This is a genomic window from Bradyrhizobium sp. SZCCT0153 (assembly GCF_018129995.1).
Lineage (GTDB): Bacteria > Pseudomonadota > Alphaproteobacteria > Rhizobiales > Xanthobacteraceae > Bradyrhizobium > Bradyrhizobium japonicum_G.
Genome location: NZ_JAFCKS010000001.1, coordinates 1,389,570 through 1,405,698 on the forward strand (window position 1 = coordinate 1,389,570; position 16,129 = coordinate 1,405,698).

General features: G+C 66.1%; 18 protein-coding genes. 15 read left to right on the top strand and 3 right to left on the bottom strand.

Features of this window, described 5'->3' with window-relative positions; all coding sequences use genetic code 11:
• Positions 1 to 2: 2 nt before the first annotated feature.
• From ruvC to JQ572_RS06735, 6 genes are all read left to right on the top strand, one after another.
• Complete coding sequence (ruvC, locus tag JQ572_RS06710) at positions 3 to 530, top strand: crossover junction endodeoxyribonuclease RuvC (RefSeq protein WP_211382152.1); 528 nt, start codon at positions 3 to 5, stop codon at positions 528 to 530.
• Complete coding sequence (gene ruvA, locus JQ572_RS06715) at positions 527 to 1,144, top strand: Holliday junction branch migration protein RuvA (protein WP_211382153.1); 618 nt, start codon at positions 527 to 529, stop codon at positions 1,142 to 1,144. The genes ruvC and ruvA overlap by 4 nt, the downstream gene beginning before the upstream one ends.
• Before the next feature lie 20 nt (positions 1,145 to 1,164).
• Positions 1,165 to 2,199 carry a Holliday junction branch migration DNA helicase RuvB gene (gene ruvB, locus JQ572_RS06720; protein WP_211382431.1) on the top strand — a complete coding sequence of 345 codons (1,035 nt, stop codon included), beginning with the start codon at positions 1,165 to 1,167 and terminating at the stop codon, positions 2,197 to 2,199.
• A gap of 148 nt (positions 2,200 to 2,347) precedes the next feature.
• Positions 2,348 to 3,265, top strand: coding sequence for a metallophosphoesterase (locus JQ572_RS06725; protein ID WP_211382154.1), 918 nt, complete (start codon positions 2,348 to 2,350; stop codon positions 3,263 to 3,265).
• 113 nt (positions 3,266 to 3,378) lie between these two features.
• On the top strand, positions 3,379 to 3,783 hold the full coding sequence (gene ybgC / locus JQ572_RS06730) for a tol-pal system-associated acyl-CoA thioesterase (protein WP_249128908.1): 405 nt from the start codon (positions 3,379 to 3,381) through the stop codon (positions 3,781 to 3,783).
• 79 nt (positions 3,784 to 3,862) lie between these two features.
• Positions 3,863 to 4,330 (top strand): nuclear transport factor 2 family protein, encoded by a 468-nt coding sequence (locus JQ572_RS06735; RefSeq protein ID WP_211382156.1) that lies wholly within the window; start codon positions 3,863 to 3,865, stop codon positions 4,328 to 4,330.
• A gap of 236 nt (positions 4,331 to 4,566) precedes the next feature.
• Here the strand turns inward: JQ572_RS06735 and JQ572_RS06740 are convergent, their stop codons facing one another.
• A complete protein-coding gene (locus JQ572_RS06740; RefSeq protein ID WP_211382157.1) occupies positions 4,567 to 5,283 on the bottom strand; it encodes a type 1 glutamine amidotransferase in 717 nt (238 codons plus the stop codon).
• 29 nt (positions 5,284 to 5,312) lie between these two features.
• Positions 5,313 to 6,239, bottom strand: a complete 927-nt coding sequence (locus JQ572_RS06745) for a LysR family transcriptional regulator (protein WP_211382158.1) — start codon at positions 6,237 to 6,239, stop codon at positions 5,313 to 5,315.
• A 151-nt stretch (positions 6,240 to 6,390) separates the two neighbouring features.
• Between JQ572_RS06745 and JQ572_RS06750 the strand changes: the two genes are divergently transcribed.
• Genes JQ572_RS06750 through JQ572_RS06790 form a run of 9 tightly spaced genes read left to right on the top strand, consistent with a single transcriptional unit; the run spans position 6,391 to position 15,194 of the window.
• Positions 6,391 to 7,347, top strand: coding sequence for an N-carbamoyl-D-amino-acid hydrolase (locus tag JQ572_RS06750; protein ID WP_211382159.1), 957 nt, complete (start codon positions 6,391 to 6,393; stop codon positions 7,345 to 7,347).
• A gap of 49 nt (positions 7,348 to 7,396) precedes the next feature.
• Complete coding sequence (locus tag JQ572_RS06755) at positions 7,397 to 8,224, top strand: ABC transporter substrate-binding protein (RefSeq protein ID WP_211382160.1); 828 nt, start codon at positions 7,397 to 7,399, stop codon at positions 8,222 to 8,224.
• A complete protein-coding gene (locus tag JQ572_RS06760) occupies positions 8,221 to 9,078 on the top strand; it encodes an amino acid ABC transporter permease (RefSeq protein WP_211382161.1) in 858 nt (285 codons plus the stop codon). The genes JQ572_RS06755 and JQ572_RS06760 overlap by 4 nt, the downstream gene beginning before the upstream one ends.
• Positions 9,075 to 9,839 (top strand): amino acid ABC transporter ATP-binding protein, encoded by a 765-nt coding sequence (locus JQ572_RS06765; RefSeq protein WP_211382162.1) that lies wholly within the window; start codon positions 9,075 to 9,077, stop codon positions 9,837 to 9,839. Before JQ572_RS06760 ends, JQ572_RS06765 begins: the two co-directional genes overlap by 4 nt.
• A 16-nt stretch (positions 9,840 to 9,855) precedes the next feature.
• On the top strand, positions 9,856 to 10,671 hold the full coding sequence (locus JQ572_RS06770) for an ABC transporter substrate-binding protein (RefSeq protein WP_211382163.1): 816 nt from the start codon (positions 9,856 to 9,858) through the stop codon (positions 10,669 to 10,671).
• Positions 10,658 to 11,542: a polysaccharide deacetylase family protein gene (locus JQ572_RS06775; RefSeq protein WP_211382164.1), complete on the top strand. Its 885-nt coding sequence runs from the start codon at positions 10,658 to 10,660 to the stop codon at positions 11,540 to 11,542. The genes JQ572_RS06770 and JQ572_RS06775 overlap by 14 nt, the downstream gene beginning before the upstream one ends.
• A gap of 8 nt (positions 11,543 to 11,550) precedes the next feature.
• Positions 11,551 to 12,207 carry an aspartate/glutamate racemase family protein gene (locus JQ572_RS06780; protein ID WP_211382165.1) on the top strand — a complete coding sequence of 219 codons (657 nt, stop codon included), beginning with the start codon at positions 11,551 to 11,553 and terminating at the stop codon, positions 12,205 to 12,207.
• A gap of 33 nt (positions 12,208 to 12,240) precedes the next feature.
• The gene (locus JQ572_RS06785; protein WP_211382166.1) at positions 12,241 to 13,824 is read left to right on the top strand and encodes an ABC transporter substrate-binding protein; all 1,584 of its coding nucleotides are present in this window, start codon (positions 12,241 to 12,243) and stop codon (positions 13,822 to 13,824) included.
• Positions 13,821 to 15,194 (top strand): amidohydrolase family protein, encoded by a 1,374-nt coding sequence (locus JQ572_RS06790; RefSeq protein ID WP_211382167.1) that lies wholly within the window; start codon positions 13,821 to 13,823, stop codon positions 15,192 to 15,194. The genes JQ572_RS06785 and JQ572_RS06790 overlap by 4 nt, the downstream gene beginning before the upstream one ends.
• Here JQ572_RS06790 and JQ572_RS06795 read toward each other — a convergent pair.
• Positions 15,184 to 16,098 carry a LysR substrate-binding domain-containing protein gene (locus JQ572_RS06795; protein WP_211382168.1) on the bottom strand — a complete coding sequence of 305 codons (915 nt, stop codon included), beginning with the start codon at positions 16,096 to 16,098 and terminating at the stop codon, positions 15,184 to 15,186. The two genes, JQ572_RS06790 and JQ572_RS06795, sit on opposite strands and share 11 nt — an antisense overlap.
• Positions 16,099 to 16,129 lie beyond the last annotated feature (31 nt).

Genomic DNA, 16,129 nt, shown 5'->3' on the forward strand with positions numbered 1-16,129 from the left:
CCATGACTGCGCTCCCGATTCGTGGCCCCATTCGCATCATCGGCATCGACCCCGGCCTGCGCCGTACCGGCTGGGGCGTGATCGAGGCCGAGGGCAATCGTTTGATCTATGTCGCCTGCGGCTCGGTGGAACCGCCGGACGATCTGCCGCTGTCGAACCGGCTGCTCGCCATCCACGAAGGGCTTGCGGCGGTGCTGTCCGATCACAAGCCGATGGAAGCCGCCGTCGAGCAGACCTTTGTGAACAAGGACGGCGTCGCGACGCTGAAACTCGGCCAGGCGCGTGGCGTCGCCATGCTGGCGCCCGCGATGTTCGGCATCAGTGTTGCCGAATACGCGCCCAACCGGGTGAAGAAGACGGTGGTCGGCGCCGGCCATGCCGACAAGCAACAGATCGCGATGATGCTCAAGATCTTGCTGCCCAAGGCCGATCCGCCGTCCGCGGACGCCGCCGACGCGCTCGCCATCGCCATCACCCACGCCCATCACCGCCAGAGCACGGCGCTCAGGTTGAAGGTGGTGGGGTTATGATCGGCAAGCTCAAGGGCCTGATCGATTCCTACGGCGAGGATTATGTCGTCCTCGACGTCGGCGGCGTCGGTTACCAGGTGCATTGCTCGGCGCGCACGCTCCAGCATCTGCCGGCGCCCGGCGAGGCCGCAGTGCTGTCGATCGAGACTTATGTCCGCGAGGACCAGATCAAGCTGTTCGGCTTCCGCACCGACCAGGAGCGCGAATGGTTTCGCCTGCTCCAGACCGTGCAGGGCGTCGGGGCCAAGGTCGCGCTGGCCGTGCTCGGCACGCTGGCGCCGTCCGATCTCGCCAACGCGATTGCGCTGCGCGACAAGGCCGCGGTGGCGCGCACGCCGGGCGTCGGTCCCAAGGTGGCCGAGCGCATCGTCACGGAGTTGAAAGACAAGGCGCCGGCCTTCGCCAATGTCGACCCGGCCGTCGTGCACCTCGCCGGTGCCATCGACGACCAGCGCGCGCCGCGCCCGGTGGCGGATGCGATCTCCGCGCTGGTCAATCTCGGCTACGGCCAGCCGCAGGCCGCCGCCGCGATCGCATCGGCGTCGCGCAGCGCCGGTGAGGGGGCGGAGACGGCGCAGCTGATCCGGCTCGGGTTGAAGGAGCTGGCGAAGTGAGCGATCCCAAGGCCAACCGCATGGTCACGCCGGAGCGCCGCAGCGACGATGTCGGCGACACCGCGTTGCGGCCGCAATCGCTGTCCGACTTCGTCGGCCAGCAGCAGGCGCGCAAGAATCTCTCGATCTTCATCGAGGCGGCGCGCAAGCGCGGCGAGGCGCTGGATCACGTGCTGTTCGTCGGTCCGCCCGGCCTCGGCAAGACCACGCTGGCGCAGATCGTCGCGAAGGAACTCGGCGTCGGCTTTCGCGCCACGTCAGGCCCCGTGATCGCCAAGGCCGGCGATCTCGCCGCGCTGCTCACCAACCTCGAGGAGCGCGACGTGCTCTTCATCGACGAGATCCATCGCCTCAGCCCCGCGGTCGAAGAGGTGCTCTATCCCGCGATGGAGGATTTTCAGCTCGACCTCATCATCGGCGAAGGGCCGGCGGCGCGCTCGGTCAAGATCGAGCTGTCGAAATTCACCCTCGTCGGCGCCACCACGCGCGCCGGGCTGCTCACCAATCCTTTGCGCGATCGCTTCGGCATTCCGGTCCGGCTCAACTTCTACACCATCGAGGAGCTGGAAAGCATCGTTACCCGCGGCGCGCGCGTGCTCAATGTCGGCATGAGTGCTGACGGCGCCAACGAGATCGCGCGCCGCGCCCGCGGCACGCCGCGCATCGCCGGCCGCCTGCTGCGCCGCGTGCGCGATTTCGCCTCGGCGGCCGATGCCGACGAGATCGACCGCAAGATCGCCGACCACGCGCTGAGTGCGCTCGAGGTCGACGCCGCGGGCCTGGACGCCATGGACCGTCGCTATCTCACGACCATCGCGACGAACTATGGCGGCGGCCCGGTTGGCGTCGAGACGATGGCTGCCGCGCTCTCCGAGCCGCGCGATGCCATCGAGGACATCATCGAGCCCTATCTCATCCAGTGCGGCTATCTCCAGCGCACCCCGCGCGGCCGGCTGCTCACCTCGCACGCGTTCCGCCATCTCGGCATTGCCGAACCGTCGCGCGATGCCGCGGCGCAATTCGGCTTGTTCGGCACCGACGAGGCCGACGACTGATGCGCACGTCGCGGGCGCCGGATGTCATGAACTTCCGGTAATCTTTTGTGCAGACAGCCTGCACGGAGATGCTATCCGTCTGCACGAGCGCACCCCAATTCCGCTCCAATCGGACCGCATCACCAAAGCGTATCATCACCGGGCCGCCATGATCACGCGCCGTCATTTCTTCCGTTCCATCGGCGGCCTGTCGGCCCTCGGCGTCTCGACCGGGGCCTATGGCGTCGGCGTCGAGCCGCTGCTGCGGCTCGACGTCACGCGCTATCATCCGGCGCCGCGGCAGTGGCCGGCGGATTTTCCGTTGAAGATTGCGGTGATCGCCGACATCCATGCCTGCGATCCCTGGATGTCGCTGGAGCGGATCGAAGCCATCGTCGATCGAACCAACGCGCTCAACGCGGACATCATCGTCTTGCTCGGCGACTACGTCGCCGGTCTGCACCAGGTCACGCGCATCATTCCGGCGAGTGAATGGGCGAGAGTGCTGGCTGGCCTGAAAGCGCCGCTCGGCGTTCATGCCGTCATGGGCAATCATGACTATTGGGTGGACAGGGCCGTGCAGCAGGCAGGGCACGGACCGACCATCGCCCACCGCGCGCTGGAAGCGGCCGGCATTCCCGTCTACGAGAACGACGTCGTGCGCCTGATCAAGGACGGCCGCCCGTTCTGGCTCGCGGGCCTCGGCGATCAGCTCGCCTTCCTGCCGGCGCGGCGCTTCCGGAGCATAGGGCGCTTCGGCGCCGACGATCTCAACGCGACGCTCGCCAAGGTCACCGACGACGCGCCGGTCATCCTGCTTGCGCACGAGCCCAACATCGCGCCGCGCGTGCCGGCGCGCGTCGCGCTGCAACTGTCCGGCCATACCCATGGCGGCCAGGTCCGCCTGCTCGGCTGGTCGCCGGCGGTTCCGCCGCAGCACGGCGTCCGGCTCGCCTATGGTCATGTCCGGTTGAAATGCGACGTCATCATCTCCGGCGGCCTCGGCTGCAGCATCATGCCCGTCCGATTCGGCGTGCCGCCGGAAATCGTCGAGGTGACGCTGGGGCGGGGGCCGGCGATGGCGTAGCCCCGCTTGCGCGGCCGGCCGTTTTTGCGCAAAACGGACCGGTAGCGAAATGCGAAGAGGCTCGCGACGTGACAGCTCATCTCGACGGCGAGATCCGCGACGGCCGCCACCACATGCAGGTCCGTGTCTACTACGAGGATACGGATTTTTCCGGCATCGTCTATCACGCCAACTATCTGCGCTTCATGGAGCGCGGGCGCACCAATCATCTGCGCCTGATGGGCGCCGAGCAGCAGGCCCTGTTCGAGCAGCCTGCGACGGAAGATTCCGGCTTTGCCTTCGTGGTGCGCTCGATGCGCCTCGATTTCATGAGGCCGGCGCGCATGGACGACGTGCTCGACGTCGTGACCTGGCCGGTCGCGGTGAAGGGCGCCTCCATCATGCTGGCGCAGGAGGTGCGCCGCGGCGAGGAGGTCCTCGTGAAGGCCGAGGTGCGCGTCGCCTTCATCAGCGGCGGCCGCGCCCAGCCGATCCCGAAATCGATCCGCGCCTTGATGAAGGCTGATCTGATTTCGTGATTGCCCGATAGGTGATCGTCTATCGACTCCGGCGCCCGTGGCGATAGATTTGCGGTCCCGACCAATCGATGAGGCTATCATGTCGCGCCCGCCGCTGCCGCCCTTCACGAAAGAGACCGCCGCGCAGAAGGCGCGCATGGCCGAGGACGCCTGGAATTCGCGCGATCCGGTGCGCGTCTCGCTCGCCTATACCGAGGACAGTTGCTGGCGCAATCGCTCGGAGGTGTTCCAGGGCCGCGAGGCCATCGTCGCCTTCCTCACCCGCAAATGGGAGAAGGAGCACGACTACCGCTTGATCAAGGATCTCTGGGCCTTCGACGGCAACCGCATCGCGGTGCGCTTCCAGTACGAATGGCACGACGCGTCCGGCCAGTGGTATCGCTCCTATGGCAACGAGCAGTGGGAGTTCGACGAGCACGGCCTGATGCGGCGCCGCGAAGCCTCGATCAACGACATCGCGATTGCGGAGAAGGATCGCCGGTTTCACTGGGCCGCGCCAGGGCCAAGGCCGGCGGATGTAGCGGGGTTGGGGACGGATCCGTTCTGACTACCCACCACCCCAATTGCTCTTGCCTTTTGCTTTTGGGAAGTCCTCCCAGAACCACATAATGCCTAACGCCGCCACGAAGCCGGCGGCCATTACCATCCAGCCTTTCCATCGAAGTGCGAAGAATAGGAGATAGACTAGAGCTCCCAGCCCTACGACAATTAGGGCGAGTGCAACGATCAGGCTTATCGTTCGACGAATTGGGCTCATTCCTATCCAGCCTCAAGCGTAGTCCGCTACTTAGGCGATGTGCGCCTCGCCAGAAACCTCGTGATCGCCCCGCCAAGCTTCGCGCTATCCAGCGGCTCGGCAAGCGACGCCCTCGCCGTTGCGACAACATGCTCCGGCGCCTTGCCGTCGCGCAGCGCGCAACAGACTTCCGCGAACTCCACGTCGAACTCCGGATGCGGCTGCACCGACAGGGTCGTACCGTTGGCGTAAAGCAGGCCGGCGTGCGGCGTGAAGTCGGACGAGAGGATCGTCAGCGCGTCGTTCGGCGGCTCGATCACCTGGTCCTGATGCGATGCGGCGATTGCGACCGCCTCCCCCTCGACGACGCCGTTCTCGGGCAGCACCTGATAGACGTGCCGGCCGATGCCCCAGCCCTTCTCCGACTTGCGCACGGTGCCGCCGAGCGCCTGCGCGATCAGCTGATGGCCGAAGCAGACGCCGACCATCGGTGTCTTGCTGGCATAGGCGGTGCGCACAAAATCTTCCAGCGGCGCGATCCAGTCGAGCCCGTCATAGACGCCGGCGGCCGCGCCCGTGATCAGTACGGCCTCGAGCTTGCCCGGATCGGGCAGCGCATCGCCATTCGGGATGCTGACGATTTCGACCGTGGCGGTCGGGTCCTCGGCGCGGACCATGCGTTCGAACATGTCGGGAAACGAGCCGTGCTGCTCGCGATATTTTGGCGGGACCTGTCCGGTCTCGATGATGGTGATGCGTGCCATGTGCCCTCAGGTAAAGACGTTGCGCAAGCTCAGTCGCTTTCTGCCCCATGTTGCTGGTGCGGCGCTGCGGGCTCCAGCAATGCGCTTTCCCTGCGGACCTCGCCGAGAAAGGCCTTTGCCAGGCGCGACAGCGGCTCGGCTTCCGACCATAGCATATAGGCCACCGTGCGCGTCGTCGGCGTGAACGGCCGGACCACGAGGCCGCTGCCGCCGTTCTGCCGCGGCGAGAAGGGATCGACCACCGCGGCGCCGACGCCTGCGGCGGCGAGCACGCAGGCCGTGTTGCAGTAACGCACCTCGACGGTCGGCCGGAACGGCGCGCCGGCGCGGGCAAAGCCGTCGCGCACGGCCTCGCCGAGCCGCGTGCCGCGCTCCAGCCCGATGAAGGGCAGTCCGGAAAGATCGGCGGCCGAGATCACGGGCCTATCGGCAAGCGGATGCTGCGGCGGCAATACGCAGACCATCTCGCCGGTGTGCACCACCTCATGCGCGATGCCGGGATGATGCGTCAGGCCAAGCGCGAAGCCGAGCTCGGCGACGCGGCTCAGCACGCCCTCGATGATGCCCTCATAACGCCGCACGTCGAAGAACACGCGCGTCTCCGGGCGACGGCGCAGGAAGCCCGACAGCGCGGAAGGGATGATGCTGTAGGCGAGCGGCGGCGTCGCCACGATCGAAAGATGCCCCGAGCGGTTCTCGCGCAGATCGCGGACGCGGTTCTCGAGCTTGGCGTGCAGCGCGAAGATTGCCTCGCTCTCCTTGTAGAGTGCCATGGCTTCCGCGGTCGGAAACAGCCGGTTGTTGACGCGCTCGAACAGCGCAAAACCCGCCTGCGCTTCCATCGTCTTCAGCGCATTGCTGACGGCAGGCTGCGACAGCGCCAGTTCGTCGGCCGCGGCAACCGTTGTGCGGTGGCGGATGACGGCACGCAGGATCTCGAGCTGGCGCAGGTTCATATCACTGCCGATTATACTCAGGGCCAAAAGATCATAGCAGAACGAATTGATTTTGTAGCCCCGCTTCCGCGTAATGACCGCGGATTTGCACGTTGCATCAAAGGGTTCATTCGCCCATTGAGGCAGCACTGCGCACAGATTGGAGGCAATCTTGGTTCGTGTCCTTCGCGCCGCCGCAGCACAGATGGGGCCGACGCAAAAAGCCGATACGCGCGAGCATACGCTTGCGCGCATGATCGGCCTGCTGGACGAGGCCGCCGGCCGCGGCGCCAGCCTCGTGGTGTTTCCCGAGCTCGCCTTCACCACATTCTTCCCGCGCTGGCTGCTCGAAGGCGACGAACTCGATCGCTATTTCGAGCGCGGCATGCCGAACCCGGCCGTGGCAAAACTGTTCGACCGCGCACGCGCGCTGCGCGTCGGCTTCTATGTCGGCTATGCCGAGCTGACGCCCGACGGTCGCCGCTATAATTGCGCCATTCTGGTCGATCGCGACGGCGAGCTGCTCGGCCGCTATCGCAAGGTGCACCTGCCGGGCTCGGTCGAGCCGCGGCAAGGTGCGCGCTACCAGCAGCTGGAGAAGCGCTATTTCGAGTATGGCGACCTCGGCTTTCCCGCCTTCCGCGCCGGCTCGACGTGGGCCCACGCCATCATGGGCATGATGATCTGCAACGACCGCCGCTGGCCGGAATCCTGGCGCGTGCTCGGCCTGCAGGGCGTCGAGCTCGTCTGCATCGGCTACAATTCGGCGGCGTACGATCCCAATGGCGGCACGACGGAAGACGGAACGCTCCGTACCTTCCATTCGACGCTGGTGACGCAGGCCAACGCCTACATGAATGCGACCTGGGCGATCTCGGTGGCGAAAGCCGGCGAGGAGGACGGCTCCGGGCTGATCGGAGGCTCCTGCATCGTCGATCCCAACGGCCGTATCGTCGCGCAGGCCGCGACGCTCTCAGATGAGGTGATCGTCGCCGACGTCGATCTCGACCTCTGCCGCCAGGGCAAGGACAAGATGTTCAACTTCGCCGCCCATCGGCGGCCCGAGCAATACAGGGTGATCACCGAGCGTGCCGGCGTCATCGAGCCGGCCGTCCTCGACGCGGACTGACCAAATGGCACGGCGCTGGCAACGGAAGAAGATTGGCAAAGGAGTTGATATGACACGCCTCTCGCTTTCTCTCGGTCTTGCAGCGTTCGCTGCCGTCGCCTCCGCGCAGGCGGCCGAGCTTCCCGCGGAAATCAAGCAGGCGGGCACGCTGCGGCTGACCGTCAATTCAACCTACGCGCCGATGGAGTATCGCGATCCCGCGACCAACGAATTGGTCGGGCTCGACATCGATCTGGCCAACGAGCTCGCCAAGCGGCTCGGAGGCCTCAAGATCGTCTGGAGCGAGACGCCGTTCGCCGAGCTGATCCCCTCGCTCCAGACCAAACGGGCCGACTTCATCATCTCCGGCATTTCCGACCGTGCCTCGCGGCGCGAGACTGCCGATTTCGTCGATTACCTCGCGACCGGCCCGCAGTTTTTCGTGATGGCGGAGAGCGATTCCAAGGCCGCGACCGATCTCTGCGGCAAGAAGGTCGGCACCACGCGCAGCACCAGCTTCCCGGTCGAGATCGAGAAGTGGAGCAAGCAGAACTGCGAGCCGGCCGGAAAGCCGGCGATCCAGTACGTGCCCGGCGAGAACTCGATCGACGTCCGCAACCAGCTCAAGCAGGGTCGCATCGACGCCGCCGTGCAGGGCAGCGAGACGCTGCCTTATGCGCAGACGCAGGAGACCGGCAAATACCGAATTGTCGGTGAGGCCTTCGCCAAGGGCTATCAGGGCATCATGTTCCGCAAGGACGATGCGGCCCTGCGCGAGGTCGTGACGGAGAAGCTCGCCGCCATGATCGCCGACGGTTCCTACAAGGCGATTCTCGACAAATGGGGCCTTGGCGCGAACGCGGTCGCCCAGCCCATGCTGAACGCGGCGCCGCAATGAAGCCAGCGCCGGCACTCGCGGAGGGTTTCCCCGACTTGTCGGGGATGCAGATCGCGCGCGAGCCGCACTGGTTTCGCTGGGTCAGCGCGGCGCTGATCGTTCTCGTGCTAGCCGCGATCGCGCGCGCGTTCGCCAACGGCCAGATCGAATGGTCCTATGTCAGCCGCTTCCTGACCGCAAAGGTCATCCTCGAAGGCATCGTCAACACCATGGTGATGGCGGTGCTGGCGATGGCGCTCGGCATTTTCCTCGGCATCGTCGTGGCGGTCATGCGGCTGTCGCCCAATCCGGTGCTGAAGACGGTCGCGGCCGGCTACACCTGGCTGTTCCGCGGCACGCCGCTGATTTTGCAATTGCTGCTGTGGTTCAATCTCGCGCTGGTGTTTCCGACCATCGGCATTCCCGGCCTGTGGTCCGCACGCGCCGTCGACGTCATGACGCCGTTCCTCGCCGCGTTGCTCGGGCTCGGCATCAACCAGGGTGCCTACACGTCCGAGGTGATGCGCGCCGGCATGCTGTCGGTCGATATTGGGCAATACGAGGCGGCACAGGCGATCGGCATGGGACGGCTGCGCGCACTGCGGCGGATCGTCCTGCCGCAGGCGATGCGGGTGGTGATCCCGCCGCTCGGCAACGAGTTCATCGGCATGGTGAAGGCGACCTCGCTTGCGAGCGTCATCCAGTATCCGGAGCTGCTGCACAACGCCGAAAACATCTACTACGCCAATTCGCGCGTGATCGAGCTCCTGATCGTCGCCGGGCTCTGGTACCTGCTCGTCGTCTCGATCCTGACGCCGCTCCAGATGCTGCTCGAACGTCGCTTTGCCCGCGGCACATTGCAGTTTGCGCGATGACAAAACCCCTCGTCGCGATCCGCTCCGTAGCCAAGAACTTTGGCGAGTTTCAGGCTCTCAGAAGCGTCTCGCTCGACGTCTGGCCCGGCGAGGTGATGTGTCTGATCGGCGCCTCCGGCTCGGGCAAGACCACGCTGCTTCGCTGCATCAACCAGCTCGCGGCGATCGATGCCGGCGGCATCTGGCTCGACGGCGAATTGCTTGGCGTGCGCGAGCAGGGCGGGCGGCTCCATCGCCTCACCGAACGGGAGATCGGGCGGCAGCGGCTGAAGACCGGCATGGTGTTCCAGCGCTTCAACCTGTTCCCGCACAAGACCGCGCTGGAGAACATCACCGAAGGTCCGCTCCAGGTGCAGGGGCGCAAATCCGACGAAGTGCGTGCCGAAGCGCTCGAACTGCTGAGGCGGGTCGGATTGTCGGCCAAGGCGGACTCGTATCCCGCCCAGCTTTCCGGCGGCCAGCAGCAGCGTGTGGCGATCGCGCGGGCGCTGGCGATGAAGCCGATGCTGATGCTGTTCGACGAGCCGACCAGCGCGCTCGATCCCGAGCTCGTCGGCGAGGTGCTCGCCGTCATGAAGGAGCTGGCGAAGAGCGGCATGACCATGATGGTGGTGACGCACGAGCTGGGCTTCGCCCGCGAGGTCGCCGACCGCGTCGTCTACATGGACCAGGGCGCGATCGTCGAGCAGGGGCGCGCCTCGGATGTATTGGGTGCGCCGCGCGAGGAGCGTACGAGGGCATTTCTTTCGGCAGTGATCTAGCAATGGGGACATGTTGATGAAGAGACTTTTCGTTGCGGCGGCGCTTTTCGGCGCCATGGGTGTTCAGGCTTTGGCGGTCGAGCTTCCGGCGGAAATCGTCAAGCGCGGCAGCATCAAGGTTGGCATCGTGCCGAACTATCCGCCGATGGAGTTCCGCGATCCCGCGACCAACGCGCTGTCCGGGTTCGATGTCGAGCTTGGCGAGGCGATCGGCCGCAAGCTCGGCGTCAAGATCGAGTGGCAGGAGACCAGCTTTGCCGAGTTCATGCCGTCGATCGCGACGGGCCGGGTGGATGCAATCCTGTCGGGCTTCACCGACTATGCGAGCCGGCATGAGACCGCGACCTTCGTCGATTATCTGCGCAGCGGTCCGCGCTTCTTCGTTCAGCAGTCTCGCGCGGCCGAATTCAAGGATGCCGCCGCGCTCTGCGGCAAGAAAGCCGGCGCCAGCCGCCGCACCATGTTCCCGGCGCAGATCGCGGCCTGGAGCGAGAAGAACTGCGGCGGCAATGCGATCGTGTTCGTCGGCACCGACGGCTCGGCCGATGCCCGCACCCAGCTCAAGCAGGGACGCATCGACGCCGCCGTCCAGGGCGACGAGACGCTGCCCTACATCATGGATCAGGAGCCCGGCGCCTATGTGCCGATCGGCCAGACGCTTGCGCAGCAGTTCACCGGCATTGCCCTGCCGGTCAAGGAAAAGGCGCTTCACCAGGCGATGCTGGAGGCCGTCGATGCGCTGATCGCCGACGGCACCTATCGTACGCTGCTGGCGAAGTGGAAACTGAGCGATAACGCAATAGAGAAGGCGACCATCAATGCTGGACAGTAAGGCACTCCAGAGCATCCCGCTCGTTCCGGCCAACACGGCGGATCCCGCGCCGGACTATCCCTGGCCGACGCCGTACAAGTCCGCGATGTTCCTGTCGTTCGACGTGGACGCGGAGAGCGCCTGGACCAGCAAGGACGCCGTGCACGCCCAGCGGCTCATTACCATGAGCTATGGCGGCTACGAGGCGCGCGTCGGCACGCCGAAACTTCTGGAGCTGCTCGACCAGCTCGATCTCAAGGCGACGTTCTTCGTCACGGGATGGTCGGTCGATGCGCATCCGGCGATGGCTGAATCGATTCTCAAGGCCGGCCACGAGATCGGCCATCATGGCTATCACCATCTCCTGCCCGATCCCGGCGATCCCTGGATCGAGGAGGAGCTGGAGCGCGGTTTCGAGGCGCTGAAGCGCCGGCTCGGTGTCAAGCCGACCGGTTATCGCGCGCCTTATGGCGAGTTCACCGAGGAGCTGCGGGTGGCGCTGGTGCGCCACGGCATCGTCTACACCTCCTCGTTCCGCGACGACGTGCGGCCCTACCGGCATCGCCTTGCCGACGGCAAGCCCGGCACGATCGAGCTGCCGGTGACCGCGAGCTATGACGACTGGATGCACGGCCTGTCTGCACGCTTCAGCCCGCGCTCTATCTTCCCGAAAGAGCATGTGCTGTCGATCTGGAAGGACGAGCTCGACGAAACCAGGGACTGGGGCGCGATGGTGACCACCGTGCTGCATCCGCAATGCAGCGGCCGTCCGATGCGGCTGCGCCTGCTGCGCGAGTTCCTAACCTACGCAAAATCCTGCCCCGACGTCTGGATCACGACCGGCGAGAAGATCGCGGAAAACTTTCTGCGCCACGAGGCCGGTAACCGCTAGGCAGCCCCATGACCCGCCGTCGCATCCTCGTCATCAACCCCAACTCGTCCGCATCGGTGACGGCGGCGATCGACGACGCGGTCGGCCCGCTGCGCATTGCAGGTGGGCCTGACATCGAGGTGGTTGGCCTTGCCGAGGGCCCGCCCGGCATCAGCTCGCAACGCGACGCCGACAGCGTCGTGATGCCGCTGGTCAACCGTGTGTCGCGCGACGATGCGGATGCCTTCGTGCTCGCCTGCTTCAGCGATCCCGGCCTGCATGCGGTGCGCGAGGCGGCCGGTGGCCGCGCGGTGCTGGGCATTGCCGAATGCGGCATCTTTCGCGCGCTGATGCTGGGCGAACGCTTCGGGGTCATCGCGCTGTCGCCGTCGAGCATCCGCCGCCAGCAGCGCATGGCGCGGGTGATGGGCGTTGACGGCCGCTACGCCGGAAGCTGGTCGGTTGGTGCGAGCGCGGCGGAGACGGCCGGCGCCGACATCCGGGGACGCCTCATAGAAGCCGGCCGCGCGCTGGTCACCCAATGCCGCGCCGATGTCGTCGTGATGGGCTGCGCCGGCATGGCCTCGCACCGCGCGGCGATTGCGGAGGCGATCGGCGTGCCCGTGGTCGAGCCGGCGCAGCAGGCGGTCGCGGCCGCGATCGGCGCGGTCTTGCTCAACACGTAAAACGCCATTGATGCAGTCCAGGAGCCCCTTGTAATGCCGATCTCCCGCCGTTCGCTCCTCGGGGCCGCCGCAGCAATGCCGGCGCTGTCGCTGCCGAGCATCGTCCGCGCCGAATCCCAGACCACTCTGCGCTTCATCCCTGTCATCGACCTTGCCTTCGTCGATCCCATCTATTCGACCGCGCAGGTGTCGCGAAACCATGGCTTCATGGTCTACGACACGCTCTACGGCATGAGCGCCTCGCTCCAGGTCTCGCCGCAGATGCTGTCGGGCCACGCCATCTCCGGCGATCAATTGCAATGGGACCTCAGCTTGCGCGATGGCCTGTTCTGGCACGACGGCGAGCGCGTGCTGGCCCGCGACTGCGTCGCCAGCATCCGCCGCTGGGCCGCGCGCGATGGCTTTGGCGGCGAGCTGATGGAGGCAACCGCCGAGCTGATCGCAGCCGACGACCGCAGCATCCGCTTCCGCCTCAAACGCCCGTTTCCGCTGCTGCCGCAGGCGCTCGGCAAGGCCGCGATCAACGCCTGCTTCATGATGCCGGAGCGGCTGGCGAGCCAGGACCCGTTCAAGCCGCTCACCGAAGTCATCGGCAGCGGTCCGTTCCGCTATCTCGCCGACGAGCGCGTGCAGGGCGCACGCAACGCCTATGCCAGGTTCGAACGTTATCAGCCGCGCGCCGACGGCAAGCCGGATTGGACCGCGGGCCCGAAGATCGTGCATTACGACCGCGTGGTCTGGACCACCACGCCCGATGCCGGCACCGGCGTCGCCGCGCTCCAGACCGGCGAGCAGGATTGGCAGGAGACCACGCCGCACGATCTGCTTCCGATCATCAAGGCCGCCGGCGATATCGAGACGCGCATCCTCGATCCCCGAGGCTATGCCTGCATGCTCCGCCTCAATCACCTCCAGCCGCCGTTCGACAATCCCGCGATCCGCCGCGCGCTACTCGGCGCGATCGATCAGTCCGCGTTCATGACCGCGGTCGCCGGCACCGATCCCGCCTACCAGGTATCGCCGATCGGCTACTTCGCGCCGGGAACGCCGATGGCCAGCGAGGTCGGTCTCGACGTGTTCCGCGGCCCGCGCGACTACGCCAAGGTCAAGGCCGATCTGAAAGCCGCCGGCTACAACGGCGAGAAGATCGTGCTGCTCGTGCCCACCAATTCGCTGGCGCAAAAACCGCTCGGCGAGATCGCGGTCGATAGCTTGCGCAAGGCCGGCATGAACGTCGAATATGCCGGGCTCGATTTTGCCGTCGTCCTCCAGCGTCAGCTCAAGAAGGACCCGATCGGGCAGGGCGGCTGGAGCGCCGCGGTCGGCAACTGGCAGGGTATCGATTGGCTCAACCCCGCCGGCAACACCAACATCCGCGGCGAGGGCAAGGTCGCCGGCTGGTACGCCAGTGAAAAGATGGGGCCCTTGCGCAGCCGGTGGCTGGCAGCCTCCGAGCTTGCCGAGCAGCAGCGCATCTGCCGCGAGATCCAGGCAGTGGCGTTCGAGGAAATCCCCTATATTCCGATCGGCCTGTACAAGCAGCCGACTGCCTATCGCAAGGCCATCACCGGCATTCTCGACGGCACCGCCGTCTTCTGGAACGTACGCCCCGCATGAGCACGGTCGCAATTTTCGGCAGCTATGTGCTGTCACGGAAAGACGGCGCGCAGGACGTTCTGCGCGACCATTGGGTCCTCGTTGAAGGCAGGAAGATCGCCGCAGTCACGCGCGATAAGCCGCAGGCGGACCAAGTCTACGATCGTCCTGGCCGCTTCGTGCTGCCGGGCCTGCTCAACCTGCACAATCACTGCTTCAGCGAGGCGGTGGCGCGCAGCCACAGCGAGGACGGAAATGGCCGCAAGAACAACCAGAGCATCGTCTACACGGTGCTGCTGCCGCTGACCAAGCGCGGTGCCGAGCTGCTGTCCGCGGAAGAGCGCATGGCGGTAGCGCGGCTCGGTATCCTCCAGCTTCTGAAGGGCGGCGCCACCACGGTGATGGAACCGTTCCGCAACTCGATCCCTGAAATGTTCGATGCTGCCGAGGAGATGGGGATCCGCTTCTACGGCGCGCCATATCTCTTCTCCACCTCCGACGCCAAAGCAGGTCCGGACGGCGTCGTCCGCTATTCCGGCGATGACGGCACCGCCGACATGGCGACGTGGGACGCGCTTTACCAGCGCTGGAACAATCGCGGCGACGGCCGCATCGGCCTTGCGATGAGCCCGCACGCCACCGACACCTGCAGCCCGGATCTGCTGAAGGCTTGCGCGACGCGTGCGCGCGAGCTCGGCGTGCCCATCACCACCCACATGGCGCAGAGCCGCGCCGAGGTCGAAACGATCGGCCAGCGCTATGGCGGCCGTACGCCGGCGCAATATCTCGACTGGCTCGGCTTGCTGGCGCCCGATCTCATGGCGGCGCACTGCATGTTTAGCAGCGATGACGATCTCAAGCTGATGGCCGCGCGCGGCATGACCGTCTTGAATTGCCCGCGCGTGTTCGCGCGCGCCGGCGTCACCGCCGCCTTCAGCCGGTTCGCGGAGCACGGCGTGCGCACCGTGGTCGGCACCGACGGCTACAACATGGACTTGCTCGGCGAGCTCAACGCCGCCTCGCTGATCTCCAAGATCACGTCGCAGCGCGCTGATGTCGCCAACTCGCCCGAGCTGATCGAGGCAAACACGGCCGTGGCCGCCGATGTCATCAAGCGGCCTGATCTCGGCAGAATCGAACCCGGCGCGACCGCCGATCTCACCGTGGTCGATCTCACTCACCCGCATCTCCAGCCGCTGTTCGATCCGCGCCGCGCGCTGATCGCGCTCGCCAACCGCGCGAATATCGACCAGGTCATGGTCGACGGCCGCGTCCTGGTCGATGCCGGACGTTATCTTGGCGCCGACGAAGCGGCGATCACGGCAGCCGGAACCGCGGCGATCGGCAAGATCTGGGACCTGCCGGAGGCGCAGGCCGCATTCAACGGCTGACGGCTGGCTCATCGAATTCGGCGAGAGCCTTGCGCATGGTCTCGACCAGATCCAGCGCCACCGGCGAGGGGCTGCGCTGCGCCGGAAAGACCGCCGAGAACTCGAAGTCTATGCGCGGCAGGAAGCGGCGCACGACGACGCCGCGGGTGGAGAATTCCTGCGCGGTGAAGGGATCGCAGATCGCAACGCCAAGCCCCGACGACACCATGCCGCACATGATCTCCGACAGCGCGGTCTCCACCCGCAGCACGCGGCGGACGTCGTGACGGTGGAAGATCTGGTCGACGAGGTGCCGGCTCGACGATCCCGCCGACAGCGAGATGAACGTCTCGCCCTCGAAATCGCGCGGCTCCAGAACTTGTTTCTCGGCGAGGCGATGACCCGTCGGCAGCACCGCGACGCGCGCCGGCGCCGGCAATCTCTGGCTCGGCAAGCCGGAATGCGCGATCGGCACCTCGGCAAAACCGACGTCACACTGGTTGTTCAGCACCCAATCGACCACGATCGGCGAGATCACGCCGAAGAAGGCGAGGTTGAGGTTGGGTCGCTCTTTCAAAAAATGCCCTGTGAGCCGTGGCAGATAGCCGTTCGACAACGCCGGAAGTGCGGCGATCCGCAGCGAGCCGGTGCGGCGGCCACGGATTTCTTCGGCCGCCGCCGTGATGCGTTCGAGGCCGACAAAGGAGCGCTCGACTTCGGTATAGAGCGCCATCGCTGCGGCGGTCGGCACCAGGCCAGTGCCACGCCGCTCGAACAGCTCCATCTTCAGCAGCGCCTGCAGGTCGCGCAGCAACCGGCTGACCGCCGGCTGTGTCACGGTCATTAGCGCCGCCGCCTCGGTGACGCTGCCGGTCAGCATGGTCGCGCGGAAGGCCTCCACCTGCCGCGAATTGATCCGGGCCATCTCAACTTCCATTTATAACATTTAGGCATGC

Coding starts and splice junctions, on each gene's coding strand:
- ruvC (WP_211382152.1), top strand. CDS start 3: ATGACTGCGCTCCCGATTCGTGGCCCCATTCGCATCATCGGCATCGAC.
- ruvA (WP_211382153.1), top strand. CDS start 527: ATGATCGGCAAGCTCAAGGGCCTGATCGATTCCTACGGCGAGGATTAT.
- ruvB (WP_211382431.1), top strand. CDS start 1,165: ATGGTCACGCCGGAGCGCCGCAGCGACGATGTCGGCGACACCGCGTTG.
- JQ572_RS06725 (WP_211382154.1), top strand. CDS start 2,348: ATGATCACGCGCCGTCATTTCTTCCGTTCCATCGGCGGCCTGTCGGCC.
- ybgC (WP_249128908.1), top strand. CDS start 3,379: ATGCAGGTCCGTGTCTACTACGAGGATACGGATTTTTCCGGCATCGTC.
- JQ572_RS06735 (WP_211382156.1), top strand. CDS start 3,863: ATGTCGCGCCCGCCGCTGCCGCCCTTCACGAAAGAGACCGCCGCGCAG.
- JQ572_RS06740 (WP_211382157.1), bottom strand. CDS start 5,283: ATGGCACGCATCACCATCATCGAGACCGGACAGGTCCCGCCAAAATAT.
- JQ572_RS06745 (WP_211382158.1), bottom strand. CDS start 6,239: ATGAACCTGCGCCAGCTCGAGATCCTGCGTGCCGTCATCCGCCACCGC.
- JQ572_RS06755 (WP_211382160.1), top strand. CDS start 7,397: ATGACACGCCTCTCGCTTTCTCTCGGTCTTGCAGCGTTCGCTGCCGTC.
- JQ572_RS06760 (WP_211382161.1), top strand. CDS start 8,221: ATGAAGCCAGCGCCGGCACTCGCGGAGGGTTTCCCCGACTTGTCGGGG.
- JQ572_RS06765 (WP_211382162.1), top strand. CDS start 9,075: ATGACAAAACCCCTCGTCGCGATCCGCTCCGTAGCCAAGAACTTTGGC.
- JQ572_RS06770 (WP_211382163.1), top strand. CDS start 9,856: ATGAAGAGACTTTTCGTTGCGGCGGCGCTTTTCGGCGCCATGGGTGTT.
- JQ572_RS06775 (WP_211382164.1), top strand. CDS start 10,658: ATGCTGGACAGTAAGGCACTCCAGAGCATCCCGCTCGTTCCGGCCAAC.
- JQ572_RS06780 (WP_211382165.1), top strand. CDS start 11,551: ATGACCCGCCGTCGCATCCTCGTCATCAACCCCAACTCGTCCGCATCG.
- JQ572_RS06785 (WP_211382166.1), top strand. CDS start 12,241: ATGCCGATCTCCCGCCGTTCGCTCCTCGGGGCCGCCGCAGCAATGCCG.
- JQ572_RS06790 (WP_211382167.1), top strand. CDS start 13,821: ATGAGCACGGTCGCAATTTTCGGCAGCTATGTGCTGTCACGGAAAGAC.
- JQ572_RS06795 (WP_211382168.1), bottom strand. CDS start 16,098: ATGGCCCGGATCAATTCGCGGCAGGTGGAGGCCTTCCGCGCGACCATG.